At 49.7% G+C, this 26,097-nt stretch carries 23 protein-coding genes; 14 read left to right on the plus strand and 9 right to left on the minus strand.

Translation table 11 applies throughout. The features are described from left to right. The first annotated feature begins 7 nt into the window (after positions 1 to 7). Positions 8 to 481 (plus strand): hypothetical protein, encoded by a 474-nt coding sequence (locus tag PGW97_RS22060; RefSeq protein WP_047886100.1) that lies wholly within the window; start codon positions 8 to 10, stop codon positions 479 to 481. Between the two features lie 154 nt (positions 482 to 635). Then, a complete protein-coding gene (locus PGW97_RS22065) occupies positions 636 to 1,187 on the plus strand; it encodes a hypothetical protein (RefSeq protein WP_273859835.1) in 552 nt (183 codons plus the stop codon). 54 nt (positions 1,188 to 1,241) lie between these two features. Here PGW97_RS22065 and PGW97_RS22070 read toward each other — a convergent pair whose 3' ends face one another. Next, entirely contained in the window at positions 1,242 to 2,654 is a 1,413-nt protein-coding gene (locus PGW97_RS22070) for an aminotransferase-like domain-containing protein (RefSeq protein ID WP_273859836.1), read from the minus strand. Positions 2,655 to 2,916: 262 nt separating this feature from the next. On the opposite strand from PGW97_RS22070, the gene PGW97_RS22075 reads away from it, so the two are divergent. The 3 genes from PGW97_RS22075 to PGW97_RS25225 all read left to right on the plus strand — a co-directional run bounded on the left by PGW97_RS22075 (position 2,917) and on the right by PGW97_RS25225 (position 5,787). Continuing rightward, entirely contained in the window at positions 2,917 to 4,317 is a 1,401-nt protein-coding gene (locus tag PGW97_RS22075) for a cytochrome ubiquinol oxidase subunit I (RefSeq protein ID WP_273859837.1), read from the plus strand. Between the two features lie 29 nt (positions 4,318 to 4,346). Then, the gene (gene cydB, locus PGW97_RS22080; protein WP_273859838.1) at positions 4,347 to 5,354 is read left to right on the plus strand and encodes a cytochrome d ubiquinol oxidase subunit II; all 1,008 of its coding nucleotides are present in this window, start codon (positions 4,347 to 4,349) and stop codon (positions 5,352 to 5,354) included. 181 nt (positions 5,355 to 5,535) lie between these two features. After that, on the plus strand, positions 5,536 to 5,787 hold the full coding sequence (locus tag PGW97_RS25225) for a DUF2474 domain-containing protein (RefSeq protein ID WP_443147127.1): 252 nt from the start codon (positions 5,536 to 5,538) through the stop codon (positions 5,785 to 5,787). A 124-nt stretch (positions 5,788 to 5,911) separates the two neighbouring features. Here PGW97_RS25225 and PGW97_RS22090 read toward each other — a convergent pair whose 3' ends face one another. Then, positions 5,912 to 7,012, minus strand: a complete 1,101-nt coding sequence (locus PGW97_RS22090) for an alkene reductase (protein ID WP_273859839.1) — start codon at positions 7,010 to 7,012, stop codon at positions 5,912 to 5,914. A 231-nt stretch (positions 7,013 to 7,243) separates the two neighbouring features. Between PGW97_RS22090 and PGW97_RS22095 the strand changes: the two genes are divergently transcribed. After that, on the plus strand, positions 7,244 to 8,206 hold the full coding sequence (locus PGW97_RS22095) for a LysR family transcriptional regulator (RefSeq protein WP_273859840.1): 963 nt from the start codon (positions 7,244 to 7,246) through the stop codon (positions 8,204 to 8,206). 157 nt (positions 8,207 to 8,363) lie between these two features. Here the strand turns inward: PGW97_RS22095 and PGW97_RS22100 are convergent, their stop codons facing one another. The 3 genes from PGW97_RS22100 to PGW97_RS22110 form a co-directional block, all read right to left on the minus strand. Next, complete coding sequence (locus PGW97_RS22100) at positions 8,364 to 8,837, minus strand: peroxiredoxin (protein ID WP_047886108.1); 474 nt, start codon at positions 8,835 to 8,837, stop codon at positions 8,364 to 8,366. A 322-nt stretch (positions 8,838 to 9,159) separates the two neighbouring features. After that, a complete protein-coding gene (locus PGW97_RS22105) occupies positions 9,160 to 10,014 on the minus strand; it encodes a DeoR/GlpR family DNA-binding transcription regulator (RefSeq protein WP_273859841.1) in 855 nt (284 codons plus the stop codon). Positions 10,015 to 10,030: 16 nt separating this feature from the next. Next, entirely contained in the window at positions 10,031 to 10,165 is a 135-nt protein-coding gene (locus PGW97_RS22110; protein WP_273859842.1) for a hypothetical protein, read from the minus strand. 183 nt (positions 10,166 to 10,348) lie between these two features. On the opposite strand from PGW97_RS22110, the gene ugpB reads away from it, so the two are divergent. From ugpB to PGW97_RS22135, 5 genes are all read left to right on the plus strand, one after another. Continuing rightward, the gene (gene ugpB, locus PGW97_RS22115) at positions 10,349 to 11,653 is read left to right on the plus strand and encodes a sn-glycerol-3-phosphate ABC transporter substrate-binding protein UgpB (protein ID WP_047886383.1); all 1,305 of its coding nucleotides are present in this window, start codon (positions 10,349 to 10,351) and stop codon (positions 11,651 to 11,653) included. A 258-nt stretch (positions 11,654 to 11,911) separates the two neighbouring features. Beyond that, a complete protein-coding gene (gene ugpA, locus PGW97_RS22120; protein WP_273859843.1) occupies positions 11,912 to 12,793 on the plus strand; it encodes a sn-glycerol-3-phosphate ABC transporter permease UgpA in 882 nt (293 codons plus the stop codon). Beyond that, positions 12,793 to 13,641, plus strand: a complete 849-nt coding sequence (gene ugpE / locus PGW97_RS22125; protein ID WP_273859844.1) for a sn-glycerol-3-phosphate ABC transporter permease UgpE — start codon at positions 12,793 to 12,795, stop codon at positions 13,639 to 13,641. The genes ugpA and ugpE overlap by 1 nt, the downstream gene beginning before the upstream one ends. Continuing rightward, a complete protein-coding gene (locus PGW97_RS22130; protein WP_273859845.1) occupies positions 13,642 to 14,790 on the plus strand; it encodes a sn-glycerol-3-phosphate import ATP-binding protein UgpC in 1,149 nt (382 codons plus the stop codon). Further along, on the plus strand, positions 14,783 to 15,658 hold the full coding sequence (locus tag PGW97_RS22135; protein WP_273859846.1) for an HAD hydrolase family protein: 876 nt from the start codon (positions 14,783 to 14,785) through the stop codon (positions 15,656 to 15,658). The genes PGW97_RS22130 and PGW97_RS22135 overlap by 8 nt, the downstream gene beginning before the upstream one ends. Positions 15,659 to 15,698: 40 nt before the next feature. Here PGW97_RS22135 and PGW97_RS22140 read toward each other — a convergent pair whose 3' ends face one another. After that, positions 15,699 to 17,192 (minus strand): EAL domain-containing protein, encoded by a 1,494-nt coding sequence (locus tag PGW97_RS22140; protein ID WP_273859847.1) that lies wholly within the window; start codon positions 17,190 to 17,192, stop codon positions 15,699 to 15,701. Positions 17,193 to 18,191: 999 nt separating this feature from the next. Between PGW97_RS22140 and PGW97_RS22145 the strand changes: the two genes are divergently transcribed. Beyond that, positions 18,192 to 18,974: a TerC family protein gene (locus PGW97_RS22145; RefSeq protein WP_047886113.1), complete on the plus strand. Its 783-nt coding sequence runs from the start codon at positions 18,192 to 18,194 to the stop codon at positions 18,972 to 18,974. Between the two features lie 98 nt (positions 18,975 to 19,072). On the opposite strand, the gene PGW97_RS22150 is transcribed toward PGW97_RS22145, so the two are convergent. After that, positions 19,073 to 20,020 (minus strand): NADH:flavin oxidoreductase, encoded by a 948-nt coding sequence (locus PGW97_RS22150; protein ID WP_273859848.1) that lies wholly within the window; start codon positions 20,018 to 20,020, stop codon positions 19,073 to 19,075. A gap of 167 nt (positions 20,021 to 20,187) precedes the next feature. Between PGW97_RS22150 and PGW97_RS22155 the strand changes: the two genes are divergently transcribed. Together PGW97_RS22155 and PGW97_RS22160 are read left to right on the plus strand one after the other, a co-directional pair. Further along, positions 20,188 to 21,069 carry a LysR family transcriptional regulator gene (locus tag PGW97_RS22155; protein WP_273859849.1) on the plus strand — a complete coding sequence of 294 codons (882 nt, stop codon included), beginning with the start codon at positions 20,188 to 20,190 and terminating at the stop codon, positions 21,067 to 21,069. Positions 21,070 to 21,621: 552 nt separating this feature from the next. Further along, positions 21,622 to 22,875 (plus strand): YeeE/YedE family protein, encoded by a 1,254-nt coding sequence (locus PGW97_RS22160; RefSeq protein ID WP_273859850.1) that lies wholly within the window; start codon positions 21,622 to 21,624, stop codon positions 22,873 to 22,875. A 109-nt stretch (positions 22,876 to 22,984) separates the two neighbouring features. Here the strand turns inward: PGW97_RS22160 and PGW97_RS22165 are convergent, their stop codons facing one another. Further along, positions 22,985 to 23,410, minus strand: coding sequence for an organic hydroperoxide resistance protein (locus tag PGW97_RS22165; protein WP_047886117.1), 426 nt, complete (start codon positions 23,408 to 23,410; stop codon positions 22,985 to 22,987). 173 nt (positions 23,411 to 23,583) lie between these two features. Further along, entirely contained in the window at positions 23,584 to 25,746 is a 2,163-nt protein-coding gene (locus tag PGW97_RS22170; RefSeq protein WP_217391302.1) for a DUF6351 family protein, read from the minus strand. Positions 25,747 to 26,097 lie beyond the last annotated feature (351 nt).

Genomic DNA, 26,097 nt, shown 5'->3' on the forward strand with positions numbered 1-26,097 from the left:
TACTACAATGAGAAAAAGTCTGCTAATTCTTGCTACATTGCTGCTCTCGGCGTGTAACTCCGATGACAATAGCAACAGCAATAATGACAACAGCACGCCAGATACCGGTGGCGTTGGAAAACAATATGCGAGCAAAGCACTGGGACCGACTCAGTTGAACAATACTGTTTCTATGGCGTTGATTGTCAGCCCGAATAACCCCAACGAAACAGTTTCGGGTCAGCCTGCAGTGACTTTCAACCAGCAGAACGGTCAGTTGACCATTACTCAGGGGCAAGGAATACGGGCCGCAGAAGCAACGTTCTTGCTGATGAATGAGCAAACCTTAGCAAGTAAGAGTTGTGGATATCTGGAAGCGATTGAACAACCAGCCTCTGGATGCATCATGACAATTTCAGCTGATGACCTGAGTAAAATCCATCTCAGTGCAATACAACTGTTTGACCCACAAGGAAATCTGATCACTACGTCTATTCAGTAGTTGATGACGTAAAAAACAGTAAAGCGTTTCATCTTGCGCTAGGAGAGCTTAGGCTCTCTTAGCGCACATTAGCGTAGAAGATTCGTGTGAAAAGGGCCAAGCTAAATAAGCGAAAATAATAAAGTCCAAACAAGATAAACATGACAAGTGACTTATGAAAAAAACCTTTGTAATCATAGCGATCAGTTTTTCAGTTATTGCAGTCAGCCTGTATTTTACGTTCAGACCCAACGTAATGACACTGACCAACACACTGTTACCAGCACAGATTGAGCTGATCTCGCCGCTGACATCAAGCCCATCAGCGTCAAATTCTTCGGCGTCAAATACGTCAGCGTCGAGCCGTGTCATTGACACCGAACTAAGAAACTACCAGATCAATCACCACTACTATGCCTTGAGCCAGCAGCAGGTTGATATTGTCAATCAAGCACTTGAAGCATTTGATCACTTCCTGGCGACCTGTAAAAGTGTGACTCGTCTTCCCTCTGAGCGACACAATCAACTAAGACTGAATATTGAAAATAATGAGCGGATTGTGACCTATCAATTTTCCCAAAGCGATGATCAGCATTATTGGCTCGAAACCACGAATATGGTCAAAGAGACAGTGATGAGCTCGCCAAGAGCCAGGCATTACCGGTGTCCGGACAATTCGGCCATTTTTCAGATCTTGCACGCACTGCCAGGGGCAAACATTGAGTAATGAGGCCGTTAGCACTGGCACCTGAGGCTTTGCATTTGTGCCAGTCCAGTGTGACTAACCCAATTGTGCTTTTATCAGTTCTGCAAGCCGGATGATCGCCTGCGCATGGGCATCGTTTAGCGGAAATGACGCGTTGAATCGGAAACAATGATTAAACTGCTCGCCAGTCGCAAACATCCGGCCCGGCGCAATACTGATATTTTCAGCCAGTGCAGCCTGGTAAAGTTCTGTCGCATCTATGGATGGTGGCAGTTCTAGCCATAAAAAGTAACCGCCGTCTGAACGGTGTATTTTCACCGTGTCAGGCAAGTGAGCTTTCAGACACACATAGTTTGCTTGCTTGCGCTGGCTGAGAGTACGGCGTAGTTGGCGTAAGTGACTGCCGTAGTTGCGGGTGGTTAGAAAATGAGCCAGCGCCAGCTGTATTGGCACACTGGTGGCAAGAGTGCTCATCAATTGCAATTTCTGAATTTTCAGCGCTTGTTTTCCTGCGGCAACCCAGCCGATACGAAACCCTTCCACCAGCGTTTTGGAAAACGAAGAGCAATGCATGAATTGCCCCTGTTCATCGAAAGCCTTGGCGGGCAACGGTTTACTGTCACCGATATACAGCTCGCTGTATACATCATCTTCAATCAGATGTACCTGATACTTTTTCAGCAACGCGGCCAACTGCTGCTTTTTCTCAAGCGACAACGTATAACCCAACGGGTTTTGATGATTGGTCATCAACCAACATGCTTTCGCAGAGTGGGTTTGCAGTGCCCGCTCCAGGGAGCCCAGATCAATGCCTTCCTGCGGGTGAGTACGCACCGAGATAGCTTTCAGCCCAAGGTTTTCAAGCGCTTGCAGCGCACCGTAAAACGTGGGTGATTCAACAACCACCCAGTCACCGGGTCTGGTCACTGCACGCAGACTCAGATTCAGTGCCTCTAGCCCTCCAGCGGTAATCACGATTTCATCCGGAGAGATATTCATTCCCTGCGCGGCATAACGCTGAGCAATCAGCTGCCGCAGTTCCTCGTTGCCAGGTGGCAGGTTGTCGACCACGCTGGTCAGCGGCATGGAGCGCACCGCTGCCGTCAGTGAGCGATTGGCTTGCTGGCGGGGAGACAGAGCCGGATCCAGGTAGGCATGACCAAAACTAGCCATGCGCGGATTGCGGATAGCCTGCAGCACATCGAAGATAAAATCGTTCACGTCGACCGACTCAGTCGACAGCACGGCAGCAGCTTCCTGTACTTCAGCAACCGGCCTGATTTCAGGCGCAACCCGGTAGCCCGAGCGAGGATACGAGACGACCCACCCCTGACTTTCCAGTACCTGGTACGCCTGCAGTACGGTCATCAGGCTCATATTGCCATGTTCCGCCTGTTTACGCAGCGATGGAAGTTTGTCCCCGGCCTGCCAGACACCAGTATGAATCTGCCGTTGGATCTGTTGCACCAGTTGTTCATATTTCGCCATAACCGCACCTGTTCGTATTTCTTTCTGCTGGGGCTAACTTTTGTGGTCGGGCTAAGTACTCGCCTGCCTGCTTTGCTTTGATCTGCTTTACCTGACCTTACTTGCTTTACTTACCCTGGTTTGAACTCACTCAGCCTGAGAACAACTATAACACTATGATGAAAAAATCTGTTATAGATTAACAATCCTGTTCTGTATCTATGCGGGAAATGTACCACCGCCTACCATGCCACCACCTTCCATTTTTAAGCACAGGTAGTACATGTTAGGTTTAGATGCTTACATGTTGGCACGAATCCAGTTTGCCTTTACGGTTTCGTTCCACATTATTTTCCCCGCCATCACCATTGGCCTCGCCAGTTATCTGGCCGTCCTTGAAGGGTTATGGCTGAAATCCCGCCACCCGGATTACAAAACCCTTTACCATTTTTGGTCCAAAATTTTTGCGGTTAATTTCGGAATGGGCGTTGTGTCCGGGCTGGTCATGGCTTATCAGTTCGGCACCAACTGGAGTGGATTTTCCGAATTTGCTGGCAGTATCACCGGCCCTCTGCTGACCTATGAGGTACTGACAGCCTTTTTCCTTGAAGCCGGATTTCTCGGGGTCATGCTGTTTGGCTGGAATCGGGTCGGCGACAAACTCCATTTCTTCGCCACCTGCATGGTTGCGCTGGGCACGCTGATTTCCACATTCTGGATTCTGGCGTCAAACAGCTGGATGCACACTCCACAGGGCTTTGAGATTCAAAATGGTCAGGTCATTCCGGTCGACTGGCTGGCGGTGATTTTCAACCCATCTTTCCCATACCGTCTGGCGCACATGGTAATTGCGGCCTTCCTGAGCAGCGCACTGTTTGTCGGTGCGTCTGCCGCCTGGCACTTACTCAAAGGTAACCGCTCCTCTGCAATCAAACGGATGTTTTCGATGTCATTGTGGATGCTGTTATTGACGGCGCCTATTCAGGCATTTGTCGGTGATTTGCATGGTCTGAATACCCTGCAATACCAGCCTGCCAAAATCGCTGCCATTGAAGGGCACTGGGACAACAGTAATGGTGAACCTACCCCGCTGATCCTGTTTGGCATGCCGAACATGGAAACAGAACAAACCGATTACAAGATCGAGATCCCCTACCTTGCCAGTTTGATCCTGACGCACAGCCTCGAACAGCAAGTTCCGGCACTGAAAGAGTTTGCACCGGAGGATCGGCCGAACTCCCCCATCGTCTTCTGGTCGTTCCGCATCATGGTTGCCCTTGGCCTACTGATGATTCTGCAAGGAGGCATCAGCCTGTGGTTACGGAAAAAGGGCACCCTCTACTGCAGTCCCCGCTTCCACCGTTTTGTCCTGATGATGGGACCAGCCGGACTCATTGCGATTCTGGCCGGATGGGTAACCACCGAGGTAGGCCGACAGCCCTGGGTCGTTCATGGCCTGCTCAGAACACAACATGCGGTATCCGCCCATGGTGATTTGCACATGAGTATCAGCCTGCTCACTTTCTTTGTGGTCTATTCCCTGGTGTTCGGGGTCGGGTATTTCTACATGATCAATCAGATCAAACAAGGCCCTGACGATCCTGACACCAGCCTATCTGATACTGGCACAAACGCAAAACCAAACACGACACATGAACCGCTGTCCCTGTCAGGTCGGCTTTAGCCGCTCGGGATCACTAAAGGAGCACAACGATGGGAATTGAACTTGCCGTGATTTGGTTCGGCATCATCATTTTCGCCACCCTGATGTACATCACAATGGATGGCTTTGACTTGGGTATCGGGATACTGATGCCATTAGTAAAAAACCGTGACGAACGCGATCTGATGGTCAACACCGTCGCCCCGGTTTGGGACGGTAACGAAACCTGGCTGGTGTTGGGTGGCGCGGCGCTGTTTGGCGCTTTCCCACTGGCTTATGCCGTCATCATTGATGCGCTGACCATTCCACTGACCATCATGCTGATTGCCCTGATTTTTCGTGGTGTTGCGTTCGAGTTTCGCTTTAAGGCGTTACCGGAACATCAGACTTTCTGGGATAAAGCCTTTATTATCGGTTCCATTGTCGCCACTTTCTGTCAGGGCATCGCGGTCGGTGCGGTCATTGAAGGCTTCCCTGTTGCAGGCAGAACCTTTGCTGGTGGTGGTTTCGACTGGCTGGCTCCCTTCCCGTTATTCTGCGGGCTGGGCCTGGTGGTGACCTACGCGCTATTGGGCTCGACGTGGCTGATCATGAAAACCGAGTCAGCACTTCAACAGCAGATGTATCAGGCAACACGATATTTACTGATCGCATTTCTTATTGCCATGATCGTTGTGAGCTTGTGGACACCGTTGGCCTATCCATCGATTGCCGAGCGTTGGTTCAGTATGCCGAACCTGTTTTTCCTCGCACCCGTACCGTTGCTGACCGGTTATTGCCTGTGGCGGATTCATACCGCCATACAACAACAAGGGCAAACCAGCCCATTCGTTATGGCACTGCTACTCACCTTTCTGGGCTTTAGCGGGCTTGGCATCAGCTTATGGCCAAACATCATTCCACCGGAAATCAGTATCTGGGAAGCGGCGGCACCTCCTGAAAGTCTGGGCTTTATGCTGGTTGGGGCGCTGTTCATTATTCCATTTATCCTGGGATATACCTTCTGGACCTATCACGTGTTCAGCGGCAAGGTAAAAGCCGGCGAAGCCTATCACTGATGCCGAGAGAGACTTTTGAACTCGCATTCAGGATTCGGGACGTTGACGAGTTTGAACGTTAAGATCATCTTCAACCGAAGAATATGAACAGATAAGGATTGAGGGCCGTTCGCGACCGCTTGCTGAAAGGCAATGACAGAACGGCCCTCAACAAGGTTCTCTTTCATAACGGAGAGATAATATGAGCAAAATCGATGCCCGCACGCACCAAGAATTGCCAGACATAACCGGGACAGGCCAACCCACTGCCGCTGCCACTTTCGAGACCAAGGCCCTAAGAACGGCCAATGCCAGTCGCCTCCAAAAGGTCAGGCATCCGGTAATCCGGCAAACAGCGTGGCTGGTATTGATTTGGGTATGTAGTGTCACTGCACTGGGCATGGTGTCAATGGGGTTTCGTTACCTGATGAACGCCGCAGGTTTTCAGTCGTAATGCGCTCACCCTATATCAGTCACGACTCAGGCTTTGAGTCTCCTCAAAGCCTGAGTCGTTTTTTCGGCGTAAGTGTAGCGCTGCGCTGATGCTCGCAAAAGCCGTGAACTATCAATGTTGATCGTCAGTCCTGATAAACCGGATAATCGGTGTAACCTTGTTCATTGCCACCAAACAAGGTACCGACGTCACTGATCTCACTCAGTGTCAGATTATGCTCAAGGCGGTAAGGCAAATCCGGGTTGGCGATGAACTTGCGGCCAAACGCCACAAAGTCTATCAGCCCCTTTTCAAGCAACGCTTCCCCTGCGGCTTTGCTGTAGTTGCCAGCCACCACAATTGCACCCTCAAACAGTTCTCGCAGTGCATACCGAAACGTTTCAGGCACTACCGGTGCATCTTCCCAGTCGGCTTCTGCCAGATGAATATACGCCAGCCCTAACTGATTAAATGACTCCGCAGCCAGTAAAATGGTATCTGTGGCTTCACTGTCGTTCATCCCACGCTGCGTGATATAAGGCGCCAGGCGAATACCAACCCTATCAGCTCCGATAGCCTCACTGATAGCTTGAGCGACCTCAACCGCAAAGCGAATCCTGTTTTCCATCGAACCGCCGTATTCATCAGTACGATGATTCGAGGTGCGACGCAGAAACTGATCGATCAAATAGCCATTGGCACCATGAATCTCCACCCCGTCAAATCCCGCCTCCATGGCGTTAATTGCCGCCTGACGATAGTCTTCGATAATGTCTTCAATCTCTTCTTTTTCCAACGCCCGGGGAACCGGACAGTCCAGCATCCGACCCACACCATCATCACCGACAACCCAGACCTGCGCATCAGGCGCAATCGCCGAGGGTGCCACTGGCTTACCATCCGGATGAAACGACGGATGCGACATTCTGCCCACATGCCAGAGCTGAAGGAAAATCTTACCACCTGCCTGATGCACCGCGTCAGTAACCTGACGCCATCCGACGATCTGCGCTTGCGAGTAAATTCCCGGCGTGAATGAGTACCCTTTCCCCTGCGGTGTAATTTGCGTGGCTTCCGTCACAATGAATCCGGCACTGGCACGCTGCGCGTAATACTGCGCCATCATCGACGTCGGAATATCGCCCGGTTGCGCAGTGCGAGACCGAGTCATCGGAGCCATTACAATACGATTTGCCGTGGTTGTGGAGCCAAGAGCCTGTTGAGTAAATAACGTGTTGTAGGTCATAACCTTTCCTGAATAACTGATGGGTCTTTGATTCAGTCTATCTATTCAGTTAAATTTGATAATACCCTAAGATATGAAAACACTATTCATAAAATCTAAATAGTGTTCGTTAAAGCTGAACACGCTTTGTTTAAATTGAATGCTCTTCGTTGAAAATGAACAGCAAGAGCCATTCTCAGAAAATCACTGAAAAAAACAGTCAGATGAGAACGGTCTTATGAGAAAAACCCCATGAGCAAAGTCGACGACATGGCCCTGTTTGTACAGGTGGTTAAAGCGAACGGATTAGCCGCCGCCGGACGGCAACTCGGCTTGTCCCCGGCCAGTATGACCGCCCGAATAAACCGGCTTGAACAGCGCTATCAGACGCGCTTGCTCAATCGCAATACACGCAGTATCACCCTCACCCATGCCGGAGAACGTTTTTATCAGGGCTGCCTGCGCGTCTTGGATGAAGTGGCCGCGACAGAAGCCAGCCTGTCAGAAACAGAGGCGTTATTATCCGGCACACTGCGGATCTCCGCCCCTTCAGATTTCGGACTGCAATATGTGGCACCGGCACTGGCCGCGTTTGTTGCTCAACACCCGCAGGTGATTCCCCATCTCTATCTCACTGACGGGGTGGTAAAGCTGGTGGAAGATGGGTTAGATATGGCAATCCGCTACGGCAACCTGCCTGACAGTAACCTGATTGCTAAACCACTGGCAGACAACCGACGGGTACTGTGTGCGTCACCAGCCTATTTGCGTGCCTATGGTATGCCCATCCATCCTAACGATCTCCTTGAACACCGCTGTCTGGTGATGGAGCGCCACGGCGAGCTGCTTAACGAATGGTATTTCCGTCATAATAACCAATTGTTGTCACTCAAAGTGACACCGGCAATGGTTTCCGGTGATGGCGGATTGATCCGGGCTTGGGCGCTGGCAGGATGTGGCATTGCACTGAAATCACTCGTGGATGTTCAGGCTGATGTCAATGTCGGTAATCTCCAATTGCTGTTCGAAGGCCAGGTGAAAGGGTTTAGCTACATTGATTCAGAAAAAACAGATTCGGAAAAAACAGATTCAGACAACATAGGCTTGCAGGCAATTTTTCCAAGCCGAAAATTTCAGCCCCGACAAGTACGCGCATTCACTGAGTTTTTTGAGTCATGGCTGCAGTCATATTCTCCGGCAGAGCGCTCTCAATGAGGCTCACTCCTTTGCTGGGAATAATGTCTTCGGGCTTACCGTTAAGCGAGTCGAAAAACGCGTTGAAGGCATTGCGCACATAAAAAAACGGAAGCCTTGGCTTCCGTTTTTCGTGATGGTGCTTAAAAGCAAATACTGAATTCACACCAGCACTGAATTACAGGCTCGCCAGAATAGTTTCTGCTTTGCTCGCTTCAAATTCTTTTGGCGCTTCAACGTTCAGCAGCGTCACCACACCGTCTTCAATCACCATCGCATAGCGCTGCGAACGGACACCACCAAATGACTCAGTATCCATCTCCAGGCCCAGAGCTTTGGTGAAGCTGGCATCGCCGTCAGCCAGCATCATGATTTCAGAGGCATTTTGTGCTTCGCCCCATGCTTTCATCACAAATGCATCGTTGACAGAAACACAGGCAATCAGATCCACGCCTTTATCCTTAAGCTGGTCAGCCAGTACGACATAACCCGGCAGATGCGCTTCTGAACACGTTGGTGTGAATGCACCTGGTACAGCAAACAGTACCACTTTCTTACCGGCAAACAGCTCGGTAACTTCGTGGTTGACCATACCGTCTTTGGTCAGTTGGCTCAGGGTCGCTGCCGGTAGTTTTTGGCCTTGCTCGATCATTGTTATTTCCTTCATTGGATAAGCATTTCTACAGTCTAGTCTTTAATTAACACGATAAACACTGAGAGACATTACGGTTTTTATTCGAACCCGACACCATGTGTAAGCTTTCTGCACATCTTCTCAGATAACCGAATCAGTGAAGATAGAGAAAAATCGCCCCGTGATGGCGAAATTACCCCGTTATCAGGCTCTTTTTCACCCTCATTGATATCTCTCAATAAGTTTTTCAAAGGCAAGTTGTCACAGTATTTCTGATGCAGTTTTCAGTCATTCTTTTACCTGATCTTAAATTCCGCTCTTCATATCTTGTTGATGACGCTTAATCCTGGTCACCACTGAAAACCCGATCAAAGCTGTGCAGTGGTGCAATGATCGCGTTTGCTTTACGCTGCCATTTTGTTCTGTTGGCCACCAGCCATGTTTGCTGTGAGCCCGATAGAATCGCCTGGCTAACCTTTGCCTCTCGAAGCTCATACTCCATAGCAAACGCCGTGCTGACTGAAGCTATTTCGACATCACCCGCTGGCAAATTATCGGTGCATAAATATTTAGCTGTGCCTAAACATTTTGCCGTGCCTAAAACTGTCTCTGAGCCTGAAGCTTTAGCCGGGTCAGGGGCCAGCAACTTTGACGCCGAAATGTGGCTCACTGCGGCGCAACCGATGATACCGATATCGGCATAAAACTGGCCGAAAAACGACGCGACTGTATCTCCGACAATATCCCGGTCATTGCACCGTATTCGTCCGCCGGGCATCCAGGTTTCGATCTGGGGAAACCTGGTCAGAATTTGTGCGGCTTCAAAATTGTTAGTGATCACCCGCAAACTTTGTAAATGCCCCAAATGTTCAGCAATGGCCGCGATTGTGGTGCCAATCCCCAGAAAGATCGTACTGCCATCCGGAATTTCCCGCACAACCGCTTGAGCGATACGTTGCTTCTCCGCCTGATGCGTTACTTGTCGGGTCACGTAACTGCGGTTGCTCAGGGAACCCGGCAAACCAACCCCTCCATGGTGCCGCCTTGCCATCCCCAAATCGCACAGCGCATTGATATCCCGCCGAATGGTTTGCGTCGTCACACTAAACGCTGAGGCCAGATCGTCAATCGAGCAATATTCCTGTTGATTCAGCAGCTCAACAATGTGCTGTTGGCGAATATTCAATGGTTCCATCTCGTGCCTTGTGTCCTTACCCACTCCCCATGCGTTCAGGATGAATGGCCTGAAGCGATCGCATGCAGAAGAAAATGACTGGCAGGCTGACAGAGTTTTGTGACAGCAGGATTGCATCAAACGAACCGATAACACGTTCATATATGTTCATTTTACTGTCATTGAAGCGTCATCAGAGTTCTTTAGGTTTCATATGAACATTTTCAGGAATGTGCTTCTGCCCGTCTATTTTCAAACGACTGGCTGTACGTCAGCCCGGTTCAGGAACGAAGCGCATTCCACACTTTTCATCAGCGTCTAAACGTTAAGGGAATACACAATGTCGGGGAAAAAAATGTCTATGAAGCACCTCGTGGGACTGGCGGTCACCGCTGCGCTGGCCAGCGCCAGTGTTCAGGCCAAAACAGAAGTTGAATGGTGGCACGCCATGGGCGGCGCGCTAGGGCAGAAAGTCAATGCAATCGCAGCCGACTTTAATGCCAGCCAGTCTGACTATGTGATAAAGCCAGTCTACAAAGGCAGCTACGCCGAAACCATGACCAGTGCAATCGCCGCATTTCGCGCTAAAGAACAACCAGCTATTGTCCAGGTGTTTGAAGTAGGTACTGCCACCATGATGGGTGCCGAAAAAGCGATTTACCCGGTTTATCAGCTGATGGAAGACACCAAAGAACCTTTCACTCCGGATAACTACCTGGCTGCGGTGACCGGATACTACACCACCAATGACGGCAAGATGCTGTCGATGCCGTTTAACAGCTCAACACCGGTACTGTATTACAACAAAGATATGTTCCAGAAAGCCGGTATCACTCAACCACCGGCAACCTGGAAAGAGATGGATGCCATTTCTCGCAAACTGATTGAATCCGGTGCGAAATGTGGCTTTACCACCACCTGGCAGTCCTGGACTCAGATTGAAAACTTTGGAGCCCGCAACAACCTGCCACTGGCCACTAATAACAACGGCTTCAAAGGCAATGACACCGAGTTTACCTTCAACTCTGAGCCATTCATCAAGCATATCGCCCAGATTGGAGAATGGTCGAAAGAAGGTATCTTTAAATACGGTGGTCGTCAGTCGGACGGTATGCCACTGTTCTACACGCAAGAATGTGCAATGACCATGGGCTCATCAGCGGGTCTGGCGGGTATTAAAGAAAACATGAAAGGCATCAACGTTGGCGTTGCACAGTTGCCTTACGACGATACCGTTATCGACAAACCTCAAAATACCATCATCGGCGGGGCTTCGCTGTGGGTACTGCAGGGCCATACGAAAGACGAATATAAAGGCGTTGCCAAGTTTTTCTCTTACCTGTCGAGCCCTGAAGTTCAGGCCGATTGGCACCAGTTCTCCGGTTACCTGCCTATCACTAAACAGGCTTATGAGCTGACTCAGAAACAAGGCTTTTATCAGTCGAACCCGGGGACTGACACCGCGGTCTTGCAGATGACGTCTTCTGCACCGACAGCCAACTCAAAAGGGCTACGTTTCGGTAACTTCCTGCAAACCCGTGACATTATCAACGAAGAGTTGGAAGCCGTCTGGGCGGGCAAGCAATCGGCAAAAACTGCACTCAACAACGCCGTCCGCCGGGGCGATGAGCAGCTTCGTCGCTTCGAACGTACCCAGTAAGTGAATCCCGGGCTCTGATACATTGCTGGCTGCAATCGCGGTCAGCAATATTACCTGATGCCTGACTAAGACTGCTGGCTTTATGAATCGACAGCTGTATGAATCGGCAGCTTTACGAACCGCTGGCTGTATGAACAAGTGACCAGCAGCCACCGGAACACTTCTTACCAGCCCCTGCCCCTTGCGTCTGAAGCTAAGACTAAGGCTGAAGCTAAAGCTGGTCATACGTTTTTGATTTTACCTTTTTTGGTATCCGTTATGTCTTCACAAGTCATTTTTAAACACAAATGGCTGCCCGTTGCGCTTATTACGCCTCAGCTCATCATTACTGTGGTGTTCTTTATCTGGCCAGCCGGGCAAGCGGTGTTTCAATCTTCACAATTAGAAGATGCCTTTGGGATGAGCCGCGAATTTGTCGGCTTGGAGAATTTTATCAAGCTGTTCAGCGACAGCTATTATCTCGGCTCTCTGCTCACCACGCTTCAGTTCAGTATCAGTGTTGCGGTACTGGCCCTTGTTGCTGCGCTGATCCTGTCTGCCGTTGCGGAGCAAATCGTGCGTGGAGCCATGCTCTATCGTACTTTTCTGATCTGGCCCTATGCGGTTGCTCCCGTGGTTGCCGGCTCACTGTGGTTGTTTCTGTTTGATCCGACCATCGGAATCATTACCGCCATGCTTGAAACTATAGGCATCGACTGGAATCCGACCCTGAACGGCACTCACGCCATGTGGATGGTGATCATCACCGCGACCTGGAAACAGGTCAGCTATAACTTCCTGTTCTTTCTTGCCGCGCTGCAATCAGTACCTAAATCCCTGCTTGAGGCCGCTGCGATTGACGGCAGTGGCCCGCTAAAGCGCTTCTGGACTATCAGCTTTCCGTTGATTTCTCCGACCAGCTTTTTCCTGCTTGTCGTTAACTTTGTCTATGCCTTTTTCGATACTTTCCCAATCATTCACGGGATGACGCAGGGCGGACCGGGTAACAGCACCTCCACTCTGGTGTACAAGGTGTACAACGACGGCTTCATTGGTTTGGACCTGGGCTCGTCAGCGGCGCAATCGGTCATCCTGATGGCACTGGTTGGCGTGCTGACTGTGTTCCAGTTTAAATATGTTGAGAAGAAGGTAGCGTACTGATGGTAGAGCGAAGACCCCTGTTTACAATTTTCTGCCATCTGTTACTGATACTTGGCATTGTCAGTATCGCCTTACCGGTTTGGCTGGCTCTGGTGGCGACCACCCACGAAAACACGGCTTTTGCTACCGGCACCCCCCTCTGGTTCGGGGATCTGGGCTTTTCTGTCTTTGGTGAGCTGTTTCGCAACGAAAGTGCATTTAACAACAGTGAACTGCCTATTACGCTGATGCTGGTTAATTCCCTGATCATGGCACTCTGCATTACCGTCGGCAAACTGAGCATCTCCATTTTATCGGCATATGCTGTGGTATTTTTCCGCTTTCCCGGTCGTATGCTGGCATTCTGGATGATCTTCTTCACGCTGATGCTGCCGGTTGAGGTGCGAATCATGCCAACCTTTGAAGTGATCGCTAACCTCAACATGCTGAACTCGTTTTACGGCCTGACCATCCCGTTAATTGCCAGTGCAACCGCCACTTTCCTGTTCCGTCAGTTTTTCCTTACTGTGCCTGCCGAACTGGTCGAAGCGGCACGTATCGATGGCGCCGGCCCCATTAAGTTCTTTTTTGACATTCTGTTGCCGCTGTCGCGCACCAATATAGCCGCGCTGTTTGTGATCACCTTCATTTACGGCTGGAACCAGTATCTCTGGCCACTGCTGATCACAACCGATAGCGACTACTACACCATCGTCATGGGAATCAAACAGATGCTAGGCGTCGTCGATGGTGTGATTGAATGGAACAAGATTATGGCAACGACCCTGATTGCGATGCTGCCCCCGGTCATTGTGGTCATCGTGATGCAAAAGGCATTTGTCAAAGGTTTAGTGGATTCGGAGAAATAAATGGCAACGTTAACCCTCACAGACATCGCAAAAAGTTACCCGAACGGCTATCAGGCGATCAAACAACTCAACCTGACTATCGCTGACGGCGAGATGGTCGTGCTGGTCGGCCCGAGCGGCTGCGGGAAATCCACCCTGCTCCGGATGATTGCCGGGCTGGAGGAAATCACCAACGGCAGCCTGAAAATCGACAGCCGGGAAGTCAACCATCTGGAACCGGGCGAGCGTGACATCGCCATGGTCTTTCAGAACTATGCGCTTTATCCGCACATGTCGGTGTACGACAACATGGCTTATGGCCTGAAAAACCGTAAAACACCCAAAGCGGAAATCAAGCGGCTGGTCACCGAGGCGGCGACTATGCTGGAGCTGTCTCACCTGCTGGATCGCAAACCGAAGCAATTGTCTGGCGGCCAACGTCAGCGTGTCGCCATGGGTCGGGCCATTGTCCGCGAGCCGAAGGTGTTCCTGTTCGATGAGCCTCTATCCAACCTTGATGCCAAGCTGCGGGTACAGATGCGCCTTGAAATCAAAAAGCTGCAACGTCGTCTGGGAACAACGTCAGTCTATGTCACTCACGATCAGGTTGAAGCCATGACCCTTGCCGACAAATTGGTGGTACTCAACAAAGGGAACGTTGAGCAGGTCGGCACACCACTGGACCTTTACGATAATCCGGCATCGGTGTTTGTGGCCACTTTCATCGGCTCTCCCTCCATGAATATCCTTGACGCGGAAATCACCTCACAGGGAATCCGGCTGTCTGACAGTGCCATTTTGCCAATCGATACAGGTGCCCTACCGCAAGGAGCCGTGACTCTCGGCCTGCGCCCTGAACACCTGGTTATGAATCCGCAACATCCTTGGTTCCATGTTGATGTCGAGTTGATTGAGTCGCTTGGTGCTGACCTGCTCCTTTATTGCCAGGTGACTAAAAGCGGAAACCAGAATCCTGCTCTGATAAATCAATCAGACCACACCCCGCAAAAACTGGTTATGCGAGTGGAAGGCCATACAAAAGTCGTTATTGGTGATAAGTTTGGCGTTGGGATTGCACATAAACACCTGCATGTATTCGATAAACACACTGAGCAACGCATCCACTGGGATCCGGCCTGCTCTGACATCAAAGAGGTGATGAATGCCTGAACCGCTAACGGCATTACCGGCCGACACAGCACGGCAGATAAAGTGGGTATTCACTGACGTCGACGATACACTGACCTGGGAAGGACGCCTGCCTTCCCAAACACTGATAGCGCTTGAACAACTGCAGCAGGCTGGTATCCATGTCGTTGCGGTGACCGGAGCCTGTGCCGGATGGTGTGATCATATCGCCAAACTTTGGCCTGTTCATACGGTGATCGGCGAAAATGGTGCTTTCTGGATGTCTAAACGTGACGGGCAGTTCATCACCCGTTTTGCCTCCTCACAAGCTATTATGCAAGCCAATCAGAATGCGCTAAAAAGGCAGATTCAGGAATTACTGAACCAGTATCCGGACATCGGACTGGCAGCGGATCAGCCACTGCGATTCTGCGACGTGGCTGTGAATATCGGTCAGGATCGGCCTGCGGTCGACCCGGCAATTTGTGCTGACATACTGAAAAATATCCATGCGATGCGGGTTAATGGCCAAACCGTGCATGCCACCCAAAGCTCCATTCATATCAATGCCTGGGTGGGCGAACACAGTAAACGGGTAAGCAGCGAAGCCTTGTTGGGGACATTATCGGTGGCATTGCCGAGTACTGTATCAGCTCGCTTATCGGCTGACTTATCGGCGTCGCAGCCGCCTCTAAAAGCGAATAGCACACCGCTCGTTTATCTCGGCGATTCACTCAATGATGAAGCCATGTTTGAATGGCTGCCACTGACCATAGGCGTCGCCAATATTCGTCAGTCATTGCCCAACCTGACGCACAAACCGACTTATATCACTCGCCAACCCGGGGGGTTAGGGTTCGCCGAGTTTGCCGACTATTTGCTTCAGGCTCGGCAAAACTCGGATAAATGAGAGCGCTAAGTCTATGCACAAGGCGGCCTTAGCCCAATACCTATGAAAGGGAGTTTATGCTGGCGGGCCGCCTTTTTTGTTCTGCATAGTTAAATCGGGTTTGGATTTGGGCAGTCTGTGTTGAGTCTGTCTCTGTATCCTGAGAGAGGATATAACGCCGAATGAACTCATCGATACTGACCGGCGCTCCAAGCAGGAAGCCTTGCAGATAATCCACCCCTTTTCGGCTAAGGTAATCCGCCTGTTCCTGCGTTTCGACACCTTCAGCCACCACTTTCAGGTTCATCCGCAATGCCAAGTCCAGCACATTCTCGACAATATGCCGGGTAATCGCGTTACTGCCAATCAACGAGACAAAGCTCTTATCCACTTTCAGAAAATCGACATGGTAATTTTTCAGTGTTGTCAGACTGGAATAACCGGTGCCAAAATCATCGACCGCAATTTTGACATCGCAATCCGAGAGCGCCTGAAAAAACAACTTGGCTTGCTTTTCATCCTGAATAACCGAACGTTCGGTCAGTTCAATAACCAATTCAATCTGCCGCTCAGCGAATGTGCTCAGAAATTGCTCACAGCGCCGCACAAACGACATATCTTCACAATGGGCTGCACAGATATTAAAGCCAATATGAAATCCTGATGGCAGCAGCTCGCCAAGGCCAAGAAAATCACGTTCAACCTGATCCATCAGCTGCAGGGTCATGGGCTTAACTAACCCGGTTTCTTCCGCCAATGGAATAAAGTTATCCGGCCTGATTGCTCCGAGTTCCGGGTGGTTCCAGCGCGCCAGCACCTCGCCGCCAATCAATGTCCCTTGCGGTGAAAAGATGGGCTGTAAAAAAGGAACAAACTCCTTTTTCTCCAACCCCCTGCGAAGTTCAGCCACCGGAGAGGTCGACTGGCTCAGACGCCAATAAGCCAGGAAAGAAAAAACCGCGCTCACCACCAGATACCAAAAGGCACTGAGGCGGTAATTCCCCAGAGCATAACCAAGAATATAATTATCAGGGATGTAAGCATTTACCTTGTACTCGTACTTTTCAGACGCCAGTGTATCTGATGCCTGAACCGCGCCCCCCCGAGTAATCTCGCCTGACTCAGTCAGCCATTGTCCACCCACTTCAAAGCTCATCAGAATATCCCGGCTGCTGGTATAGCGAAGTATGTTTTCAATGTAATAAATGCTGATGCCAATCAGCACTTCACCTTCGGTCAAGCGATGACGGTAACCCAGAACAGATGCGTTAGGAATGCCTGAATTCACAGGCAATAATTGCAGTGTGTGCTCAGTAAACTGAGCGCTAGTGGCTTCGACAGTATTATTGGTGCCAGTCGCGAGTGCCGTATCTCCCCCTTCATACAATGAACTACACATCTGCTGGCCGTCTGTAACCAGATTGATCGTTCTGACATCAGGCACCGTGGCAACCAGGTTTCGCAATATCGGAAGTGCCCGACTACATTCTGCTCCTAGAAGAGGTGCCGCGCTTTCCGCGGCAAATTCAGCATTGGCGATAGTTTTATCAAACACGTAGGTAGCAAGTGACAGATCGACATGCACTTGCTGCCGAACAACTCTTTCAGCCTGTCGAAGCAATTGAAAAATACCCAGCGAGAAACACAGTAACCCGATAAGCAGCGCACAGCCTACACGTGCACATCTGTTTTTAATCAGCGGCTGACAAAGCGTTTTCATTTGTAATAGAAATAGTGACAGAGGTTCGAATCATAACCACATATACCAAATTGGAATACGTCGAGGTTCATTGTTTTAAATGAAACGAAAAGAAATTTACGCCGAATATGAACACCGATTAACAGTGGCATTTAATTGCTAAAGATCTTTCACTCTCCCAAAACAGCCACAATTAGCATTACGTGTTTTACATTAGCCACTTTAAACAACTCTATTAGATCAGGGGGATATAAATAAATGTTGCTTTTAATTTGATATATGCAGATGTACATCTCAACGTTATCACTTCTGCATCACTCTGATTCCAATGGATACCTTCGAGTTATTGCGCTCCGCTGCCACCCGAATATTTCATTGGGGGATAGATAAACTTGTTGCCACCGCCCGCTCAGGCTCATTTCGGAATGACATTTACTTATACGGAAATTCTGAAATATAACAAAATGATCAAGCTCAACTACCTGTTTACTGTTATTTTCAGTTTACACTCTATTAACCATGTACTGTTTTTCTATTAGCTATCTGTTTTCTTATTGGCTATGAGATTTTTCATCTGCTATTCAGTGCCATGAATTCTTGAGGCTCTATTGTCCTGCTTATTGTTATTTACTTATCTGGTTAACAAATAAATAGTTTTCAATGCAATCTGGAGTCTGTGATCTGTCTTTCCTACGATTATTATGGTTACAATTTGACACAATTATTTCTCTTGCTAAAAATTCGGTGTGGTGATTTACTCATACTTCCTAAGCAACAGAGGTATTAAAACTCCATGGACGATCCCCTTAGTCGATCGTGTTACTCCCCTGCTTCCACTTTCCTGGAGGCAACAACATGTTAGAACTCTTCATGCAACCCGAAACCTGGGTGGTGTTCGCAACTTTATTTGCTCTTGAACTTGTGCTCGGCGTAGATAACGTTGTTTTTATTTCCGTTTTGTGTGAGCGTTTGCCACTCCATCAACGAAAGATGGCACGTAACCTGGGTATTGCCCTGGCCGTGGCGGCACGAATTGGTCTGGTCTTTTCGATCAGCTGGGTCATGTCGTTAACTCAACCACTCCTGACAGTCGGTGATCTCTCACTAACCGGTCGTGCTTTAATCATGATTGGTGGTGGTGCTTTCCTGCTGGCAAAAAGTGGTAAAGAGCTGTGGTCATGGCTGACACAAGTCGAAACTCACCATTCAACTCATGCGCGAACCGGTATCGTGGTGGTTCTGCTCCAGATCCTCGCCATTGATGCAGTGTTCTCGATGGACTCGGTGATTACCGCCGTCGGTCTGACCAAAGAAGTTCCTATCATGGTGGCAGCCATTGTTTCCTCCGCGATAGTAATGGTCTTGATCGTTGAAAAGGTGAATAAAGTTGTCAACGAGTACCCTGGGTTTAAAACACTGGCACTGATGTTCCTGGTATTGCTGGGTGGCTTGTTAATGGCGGAAGGCTTTAATCTTCATATCAACAAAGGCTATGTCTACTTTGCCATGGCGTTTGGTATGGTGATGGAACTGTGTCATATCCAGCTGAGAAAAAAGCAGCTGCAACATGCTAAAGCAATGAGCCAGCACGTTGTTTTGCCAGAAATCAGCCAGAACCGCTTGCTTAACCAATCGTAAGCGGACACGGGGCATAAGAGAAAGGTCTGGTTTGAAACCAGACCTTTTTTAATGGGTATAAACTTCGTCAATTCACTGATGGCGTCAGCAGCACAGCTTTATGCCGGCTCAGGCTCCCGACTAGGTTGCTTCATTTGCTGCCAGGCAAAACCTTCAGGGTCATGAAGAATCGCCCGCCCGACGGCGGCTAAGTCGAGCCATTGTTGTTCAATCGCGTGATCAATGAAATCGCCCTCTTCGATACCGCCCACACCAATCACAGGCACTCCCAAGTCAGCCGCTTTAATGTATGCTGACTCTTCAACCAGATACCCCTGCCCTCGACGTTGTTTAGGTCGGTTCCAGCCGCCAATACCTGAAGACACATCCAGTACATCGAGCCCGGCTTCAGTGAAATAACGGCAGGTTTCCAGCATCTGGTTTTGGGTGAGCCCTTCTGGGTATAGATCCTGACCCGGAATACGCGCCATGATTGTCAGGTTAGTGTGTTGTGCGATTCCCTGAATGATTTCCACCATTAATCGGGAGCGATTGCGCTGGTCACCACCGTACTCATCCTCACGTTGATTGGTAATCGGCGAAAGAAACTGATTCAGACCGTAACCATGCGCACAGTGGATTTCGACAAAATCAAACCCCGCTTTTTCTGCACGCATTGCGGCCTCTATGAATCGCGTTTTCCACAGCTCCACATCTTCACGAGTCATCGCTCTCGGTTTTTCCAGCACCCGATCATACGCAGGCACTGTGATGCCGGATGGCCCCATCAGATCGCTGCAAATGACTCTGGGTGCTTTCCCGCCACAGTGGGTTAACTGCAACCCCGCCAGCGTCCCCTGCTGTTTTATAACATTGGCAATCTCACTCAGCCCTGGCAGGCAGACATCACTGTGTGCGCCAAGCTGATTGGTTTCACTGCGGCCTGAGAGGTCCACAAACGAGTATTCCACCATCAACAAGCCAGGATTTGCCTTGGCTAGGTTCGCATAATGGCGAAGCGTCTGCTCGGTTGCCAACCCTTCCACATTGGCGGTTTGCGATGCCATAGGAGGCACGACAAGTCTGTTTTTCAGGTGCTTACCTGACACTGTTAACGGCGTAAATCGGTTCACTTCTGCTGCCCTGATTGTGTCTTTGGGTTTTTATTGTATATTGACCTTTGACTACAATTAAGAAACACAAAACCAACAAGTGTTTCCACTTTGGAATCATTATGAAAATTGAAGACTTGCACCTGTTTGTCGAAGTCGCGAAAGAAGCCAGCTTACGAAATGCCGCAGTTCGGCTTTCCATGCAACCGGGAACACTGTCAAAAGCCATTAAAAGAATCGAAGACTATTATCAACATGAACTGTTTGACCGCACAGGTCATGGCTGGCAACTTACCCCAGCCGGCAAGTTACTGCGTGAACGCGCTGTCGAGCTACTGGGAATCCATGAAAAAATCGAATTTGAACTGGGTAACCCGAGACGCTGTCACGTCAGAGTATCTGGACCGGCGGGAGTGCTCGCCCATTATCTGCCGACAGTGGTAAACCGGTTAAGCACACATCAGGCCGATCACAGCCTCGACATAAAAATTGCGCCCGATCTGTCACCCTTACTGAAACATCAGGTGGACATTGCCCTAACAACAACACTGGCGGGCCAATCTGTTGCACTACCCTCCATCTACAGCGAGAAAATATGTGACGTTCCCTTTGTGATTGTTGCCAGCAAACATCACCCTCTCGCCATTCATGTTGCCACTCACTCTCAGCCGATTGATATCCAAACGGTCTTAACCCATCCGTTTATTGTTCCTTCCCATCCGGCGTACGGACATACTGTCGAAAACAGCAGTGAAGACGGGTGGTTTGATTCAGAATTTAAGCGCAAAATTACCGCAAGAGTGGATGATATATCGACGCTGATCGCCTTGGTGAACACTCAACCCTGGTTAGCATATATGCCGCAATATTTAGCGGAGCATGAACAACTGCCGATTATTACGACCCGAGGCTGTCCGTACGCTTGCGTGCAGTCAATTTGGTTGTGCCGCCAGAAGAATGTGCAGTATCACTGGATTCACCAGCTCTTTCAGGAAGAGGATTAAGAAGGCAGCATGGATATAACCTGTCTGTACTAAAAAGAAACCCCTTTGCAGGGGCTGCTCATATTGTCTTCCAGTGATACATCGAGCAAAGGCTAGGTTAGGTCAGGTAGAACACGGCATGTTGCTGAGTGCTGTTTTAAATCACGGCCTTTGAAAAAGGCCAACTCAATCACATTGATTGACTAAACGATATTTATCTATTTTTTCATAACGTTAACGGTAAAAAGAGTATCTTTCCTATGCCACCACACGCAATACCCATTTAGGACTAGAAGGCGTGTACCAGATCATAAAACATGCGTATTCAGAATAGTGGTGAGACTTAGGCCACTCAACGGATCCTTCCCTCAACCCAAGCCAGCAAAAAGCCTATTTGCAATAACCGTTAAGAGTGTCACACCAGCAATATAACGCTACGCATGGTCATATAATAAATGGTTATATCAATAGCTGGATTTATGCCTAAACAAAGAGAATAATCCTCTCCTTCACTCACACCTACTCACTAGCGTACCCGCTCGTTAATCGCTTTAGTTATTTTTGGTTATCACTATGAACAAAAAACAGGCACTGCTTGCCAGTCTCATCACCCTCAGTTCGCTCACCCTTGGCGCGGTTTTCCTTGAAAATACATCGCTGTTTTTACGTCTGTTGTTCGGTCTGAGTCTTGGATTTGCGTTAACCAAAGGTTCCATTGGCTTTGCCGGCAGTGTGAACCGCGCTTACCGACGTGGCTCGACACAACTCCTGCAAACCCTGATGTTCATGTTCGTCGTCACTGCAATTATCAATGCCGGTTTGTTGTTCAATGCAAACGTCGCGGATTACGATTTATGGGTGAACCCTATCAACCTGGGGCTGGTGCTGGGTGGCGTCATGTTTGGTGCCGGTATGAGCTTCTCGAGCTGCTGTGCAACCGGTGTGATGGTTGAGATGGTGAGCGATGTGCCAAGGGCGTTAACCACCCTGATCTTTTTCGCCGCCGGGGTGTTTCTGGGCTTTCCGTTGCAAGCGACTCAGTCGTGGATCACCACAACGGCCATCTCGACACCTAGCTTTGCCGGGAAAGGGGTATATATGCCGGATCTGTTCACCTGGGGACCGTTAAACGGCTACTTCATGTCAGTGATAACCACCATTGTTCTGGCCTCTGTCGTTGGTTACTTAGCGAAAATGTACCAGAACTACCGCCATGCTAACGGTACCTTCCTGGGTGTTGACGGCGAAATTGCCCGCCAAAACTTGGCCAACAACGATAAACCCCAGCATTTTTCGCTGTTTAGCGCAGAGACATATCGCCGCTGGTTCGGCAACATCTGGGAAATGAAAACCGCAGCACTGGTGATTGCGCTGATCTTCGGCATCATGATGGTTTCGACCGGGGCCGGTTGGGGAGCCTCTACCCCCTTTGGAATCTGGTTTGGTAAGGGCTTGATGGCACTGGGAGTGAGCGCAGAGACAATCGCCGACTTTACCCACCGCCCAGCTGAGATCTTTACCACGCCATTTTTCAGCCACAGTATTTCTGTTCAGAACCTGGCCATTATGCTGGGCACTTTAATCGCGGTGCTATTTCTGGGCAATTTCTCTTTCTCGTTCCAGCTCAACCATTCTGCGAAACAATTTGCCCTGTTCGCGCTGGGCGGTCTACTGATGGGACTGGGCACTCGCCTTGCCAACGGCTGTAATGTCGGTGCTTTGTTTACACCGATCGCAAACTTCTCACTCTCTGGCTGGGTGTACCTGCCGTTTTTGATTCTTGGCGGTATTCTGGGGAACACGTTTCACCGAGTGGTCATCCGATAACTGGCGAAACAACAAAATGCAGTAAGACGAGAAAGAAGACAAAGGCAGTGAAAACTGCCTTTATCGTCAATGATGATGATCGCTTTCTGGCACAGCGCCATCGGTGCTTCTACACCACGGTTAGACGCACATCGACATTGTTGCGTGTTGCATTTGAGTATGGGCAAACGATGTGCGCCTTATCGACCAACTCTCGCACCAACGCTTTATCCATACCGGGGACATTGACCCGTAATTCCACCTCAATACAGAACCCCTGAGGGATCGGGCCGATTCCCACCAACCCTTCAATGGAGGTGGATGCTGGCAGACTGACTTTCTGATTAGCCGCTACCAGCTTCAGCGCACCGGTAAAACAGGCGGCGTAACCTGCCGCAAATAACTGCTCAGGATTGGTGCCCTCACCACCCGCGCCCCCCAACTCCTTCGGGGTGGATAAATGCAGATCAATCTTGTTATCAGCGGACGTCGCATGGCCATCACGGCCACCAGTGACTGACGCTTGTGCGGTGTACAGAACTTTATCCAATGACATGCTTCACACTCCTTGATCGAATAAACCAACGGGGATAACTGGTTCCAAGTATAGGCAACAATCTCACTGCAACCATTTCCTGGTCAATTTTCCCGCTTCCCTTGCATGACTGCGTGACTGCGTGACTGCGTGACTGCATGACTGCATAACGCCATGACTGCATGACTGGCCGGTTACAACGCCTTTGGCCTGCCCATGTCGCCAAGTCGGTAATCACACACGCCGTCTGGGAAGATTTGTTGCAGTTCATCCATTTTTGCCGAAACATCCCAGTCGCCGTACATCCCCTGCGCTGCCGCAACGTCAACCGGAATGGTATAACACTTAAAAATGCTTCCTTCCCACGGCGCACCGGCCTTTATCCGGCTGTTGCTGTACATAGGATAATGTTGTGTGCAGCTTCCTTTTTCCTTCTGATTCCATTCCCCATCAAAGACGCCGTTTCCGGCAGCCATGATGTTCCCCTCCTGATCAAAACAGGTATCCTGGGCAACATTGGGCCGGGCGATACTGACCCTGTCTTCATAAGGCAGATTCTCCGGCAACTTATGCATATTCGTCAGCCATTGATCCATCACCTCATACGCTTTTTCTGTCGGGTTGTAATGTTTATCGGCAATCCAGATCACATGATTACGATAGGTTTTCTGGTCGTTGAGTATACGCAGCCGGCTGACAAACGAAGCGGATGTATGATGCATATTGAGTTCATCTTCCAGATAATGCCGGACATCCAGAATCGGCAGGTTAATGCGGCCAATAAATACCTGACCATATTCATACGCTTTGTTCATAGCGACCAAAGACCCCGCCTGACGTTTAGCCAGCGCCCCGTCAAGCTTCGTGATGTTCTGGTTTCCCCAGATTGACAGCCAGAGAGGCGGAATACTGGAGCCAAGGCTGAGCATGCGCTCCGGCTCCATCTGGGAAGGCGCTTTCCAGGCTCCGATCCGCTTGTTGAGATCAATAAAATCATCCAGCGAAATCTGGTGACTGAGCAGCGCCTGTAGCCCGTACTGCACGCCAACGTTATCCCAGGTGGTTTGCCCGAAACCGTGCTCATCCTGACCATACACGTTCACCATGTCCTGCCAGTAGCTCCAGTTGACCTTACCGACCACAGAGTGATGAAAGAAAGGCTTGATAAAACCTTGCCGCGGATTATGAATATAGCTGCTCAACCCGAGATAACCGTTAATACACTCATTGTTCCCTTTCGGAAACTCTGGTAATTCCCCGCGCGCCAGCTGATTGACCGGCAACAGCCAGCCATATTTCTGCTCGGCTCCGCTGATGGCCCGCAGCCCCTCAATATTCTGGCGCTGATGCCAGTCCTGCCAGTGATCTTTGTTATAGGATCGGAACGTGAAATAGTTATTCAGCAGATCGCAATCCAGCGCATAAATTGAAACGCTGACCATATCCGGGTACGAATAGAGCGGAATCAGACCGTCAAGAATACCCTGGCTGTTCTGCCCGATGAGGTACTGCGCCAACCCGCCTCCCGACCCACCAATACCGACGGTATACAATGGCTCGCCAAACAGAGTGACGAACTGGGTTTTAACCCGTCTGGCCGTATCTTCTGCCAGCAGCATATTATAGCCATAACTGGTTTTATTACCGCTTGAGCTGACAACCGCGTACCCTTTTCTTAATTGCTCCAGCTCTTTATTCACCAGACGATGAAACTTAATTCGCCCCTGCCGGAAACCAATTCCCGAGCCCCCTTCGAAGTGATAAATCAGCCGGTTATTCCACAATGACGCACCATTCTGCACACCAATTTCTTCCGGTGAAATCGGCATTGCAATTGCGTAGACATAGCGATTGATGGTGCCCTGCTCTACCCGTACCAACAACGCATCATCGGCGATCGGCGCTTGTCTGAGCTCTTCTTCCGTCATGGGTTGAATGTCGTTATCCGCATCAACCAGAAAGTAAAGCAACTGTGTTTTGGCCGCACAATCTTTCGAGTAGCCCACCAGCTTAGTGCCATCCTGACTGTCATACACCGGGACACCCAGCCCTTCCTGATTATCCACCAGCGGCTGTCCCATCCCGGAATCCAGCGTCATGCAGAAAAAGGGGTACTGATTGGGCCCGGAATACAGCGACGTAACAGGGCCAACCTCACCAATTTTAATAGGGAATGGATAGGTTTCGGCCGGTCTTGGCGTTTCACTGATATGGTGTTTCACATCAAGCAGATAGCTTTTTTCCGGCGTAGCGATGGCTTTCACCTGCCGGGCAATCAGATTGTCTTGTCCGGACATTTGCCCAACAACAATGATCGCGGCTAACAGACAAGCCAGTACAATAATGATTCTCTTCATAAGAACATGCCTATTTCGACACCTTATCAAAGAGTGTAGCGAAACTGGGCATTCATAATCCTAAGACTTGAGCACGCAGATATGACTGAATAAACAGAGAGAACTGGTTTTTTATCAGGAGGAAATAACAATTCGACGATTTATAACGTCCAGTTATTCAGTCAGGCAAGATGCCAGAAACTAACCCTATGAACGGAAAGAGTTTATTGAATAGATCATCAATTGCAGCCCGGAGATATTGGCATTACTCTTATTTTTGATATGTGCCGGTTGTTTGCAGGATGCAAGGCAGTGAGCACACTCGTTAAGTCAGGTTTAGGGAATGAACCGTTACATCCACAGGAAGGAAAC

The organism is Photobacterium sp. GSS17, assembly GCF_028621875.1.
Classification (GTDB): Bacteria; Pseudomonadota; Gammaproteobacteria; order Enterobacterales; family Vibrionaceae; genus Photobacterium; species Photobacterium ganghwense.

Bases quoted from the DNA above. Each gene is read 5' to 3' on its own strand.
- PGW97_RS22110 (WP_273859842.1), bottom strand. From the start codon at position 10,165: ATGAACATATATGAACGTGTTATCGGTTCGTTTGATGCAATCCTGCTG.
- PGW97_RS22060 (WP_047886100.1), top strand. From the start codon at position 8: ATGAGAAAAAGTCTGCTAATTCTTGCTACATTGCTGCTCTCGGCGTGT.
- PGW97_RS22160 (WP_273859850.1), top strand. From the start codon at position 21,622: ATGAACAAAAAACAGGCACTGCTTGCCAGTCTCATCACCCTCAGTTCG.
- PGW97_RS22165 (WP_047886117.1), bottom strand. From the start codon at position 23,410: ATGTCATTGGATAAAGTTCTGTACACCGCACAAGCGTCAGTCACTGGT.
- PGW97_RS22150 (WP_273859848.1), bottom strand. From the start codon at position 20,020: ATGGCATCGCAAACCGCCAATGTGGAAGGGTTGGCAACCGAGCAGACG.
- PGW97_RS22095 (WP_273859840.1), top strand. From the start codon at position 7,244: ATGAGCAAAGTCGACGACATGGCCCTGTTTGTACAGGTGGTTAAAGCG.
- PGW97_RS22105 (WP_273859841.1), bottom strand. From the start codon at position 10,014: ATGGAACCATTGAATATTCGCCAACAGCACATTGTTGAGCTGCTGAAT.
- PGW97_RS22090 (WP_273859839.1), bottom strand. From the start codon at position 7,012: ATGACCTACAACACGTTATTTACTCAACAGGCTCTTGGCTCCACAACC.
- PGW97_RS22135 (WP_273859846.1), top strand. From the start codon at position 14,783: ATGCCTGAACCGCTAACGGCATTACCGGCCGACACAGCACGGCAGATA.
- PGW97_RS25225 (WP_443147127.1), top strand. From the start codon at position 5,536: ATGAGCAAAATCGATGCCCGCACGCACCAAGAATTGCCAGACATAACC.
- PGW97_RS22075 (WP_273859837.1), top strand. From the start codon at position 2,917: ATGTTAGGTTTAGATGCTTACATGTTGGCACGAATCCAGTTTGCCTTT.
- PGW97_RS22170 (WP_217391302.1), bottom strand. From the start codon at position 25,746: ATGAAGAGAATCATTATTGTACTGGCTTGTCTGTTAGCCGCGATCATT.
- PGW97_RS22065 (WP_273859835.1), top strand. From the start codon at position 636: ATGAAAAAAACCTTTGTAATCATAGCGATCAGTTTTTCAGTTATTGCA.
- PGW97_RS22100 (WP_047886108.1), bottom strand. From the start codon at position 8,837: ATGATCGAGCAAGGCCAAAAACTACCGGCAGCGACCCTGAGCCAACTG.
- PGW97_RS22070 (WP_273859836.1), bottom strand. From the start codon at position 2,654: ATGGCGAAATATGAACAACTGGTGCAACAGATCCAACGGCAGATTCAT.
- ugpB (WP_047886383.1), top strand. From the start codon at position 10,349: ATGTCTATGAAGCACCTCGTGGGACTGGCGGTCACCGCTGCGCTGGCC.
- ugpE (WP_273859844.1), top strand. From the start codon at position 12,793: ATGGTAGAGCGAAGACCCCTGTTTACAATTTTCTGCCATCTGTTACTG.
- PGW97_RS22145 (WP_047886113.1), top strand. From the start codon at position 18,192: ATGTTAGAACTCTTCATGCAACCCGAAACCTGGGTGGTGTTCGCAACT.
- cydB (WP_273859838.1), top strand. From the start codon at position 4,347: ATGGGAATTGAACTTGCCGTGATTTGGTTCGGCATCATCATTTTCGCC.
- ugpA (WP_273859843.1), top strand. From the start codon at position 11,912: ATGTCTTCACAAGTCATTTTTAAACACAAATGGCTGCCCGTTGCGCTT.
- PGW97_RS22130 (WP_273859845.1), top strand. From the start codon at position 13,642: ATGGCAACGTTAACCCTCACAGACATCGCAAAAAGTTACCCGAACGGC.
- PGW97_RS22155 (WP_273859849.1), top strand. From the start codon at position 20,188: ATGAAAATTGAAGACTTGCACCTGTTTGTCGAAGTCGCGAAAGAAGCC.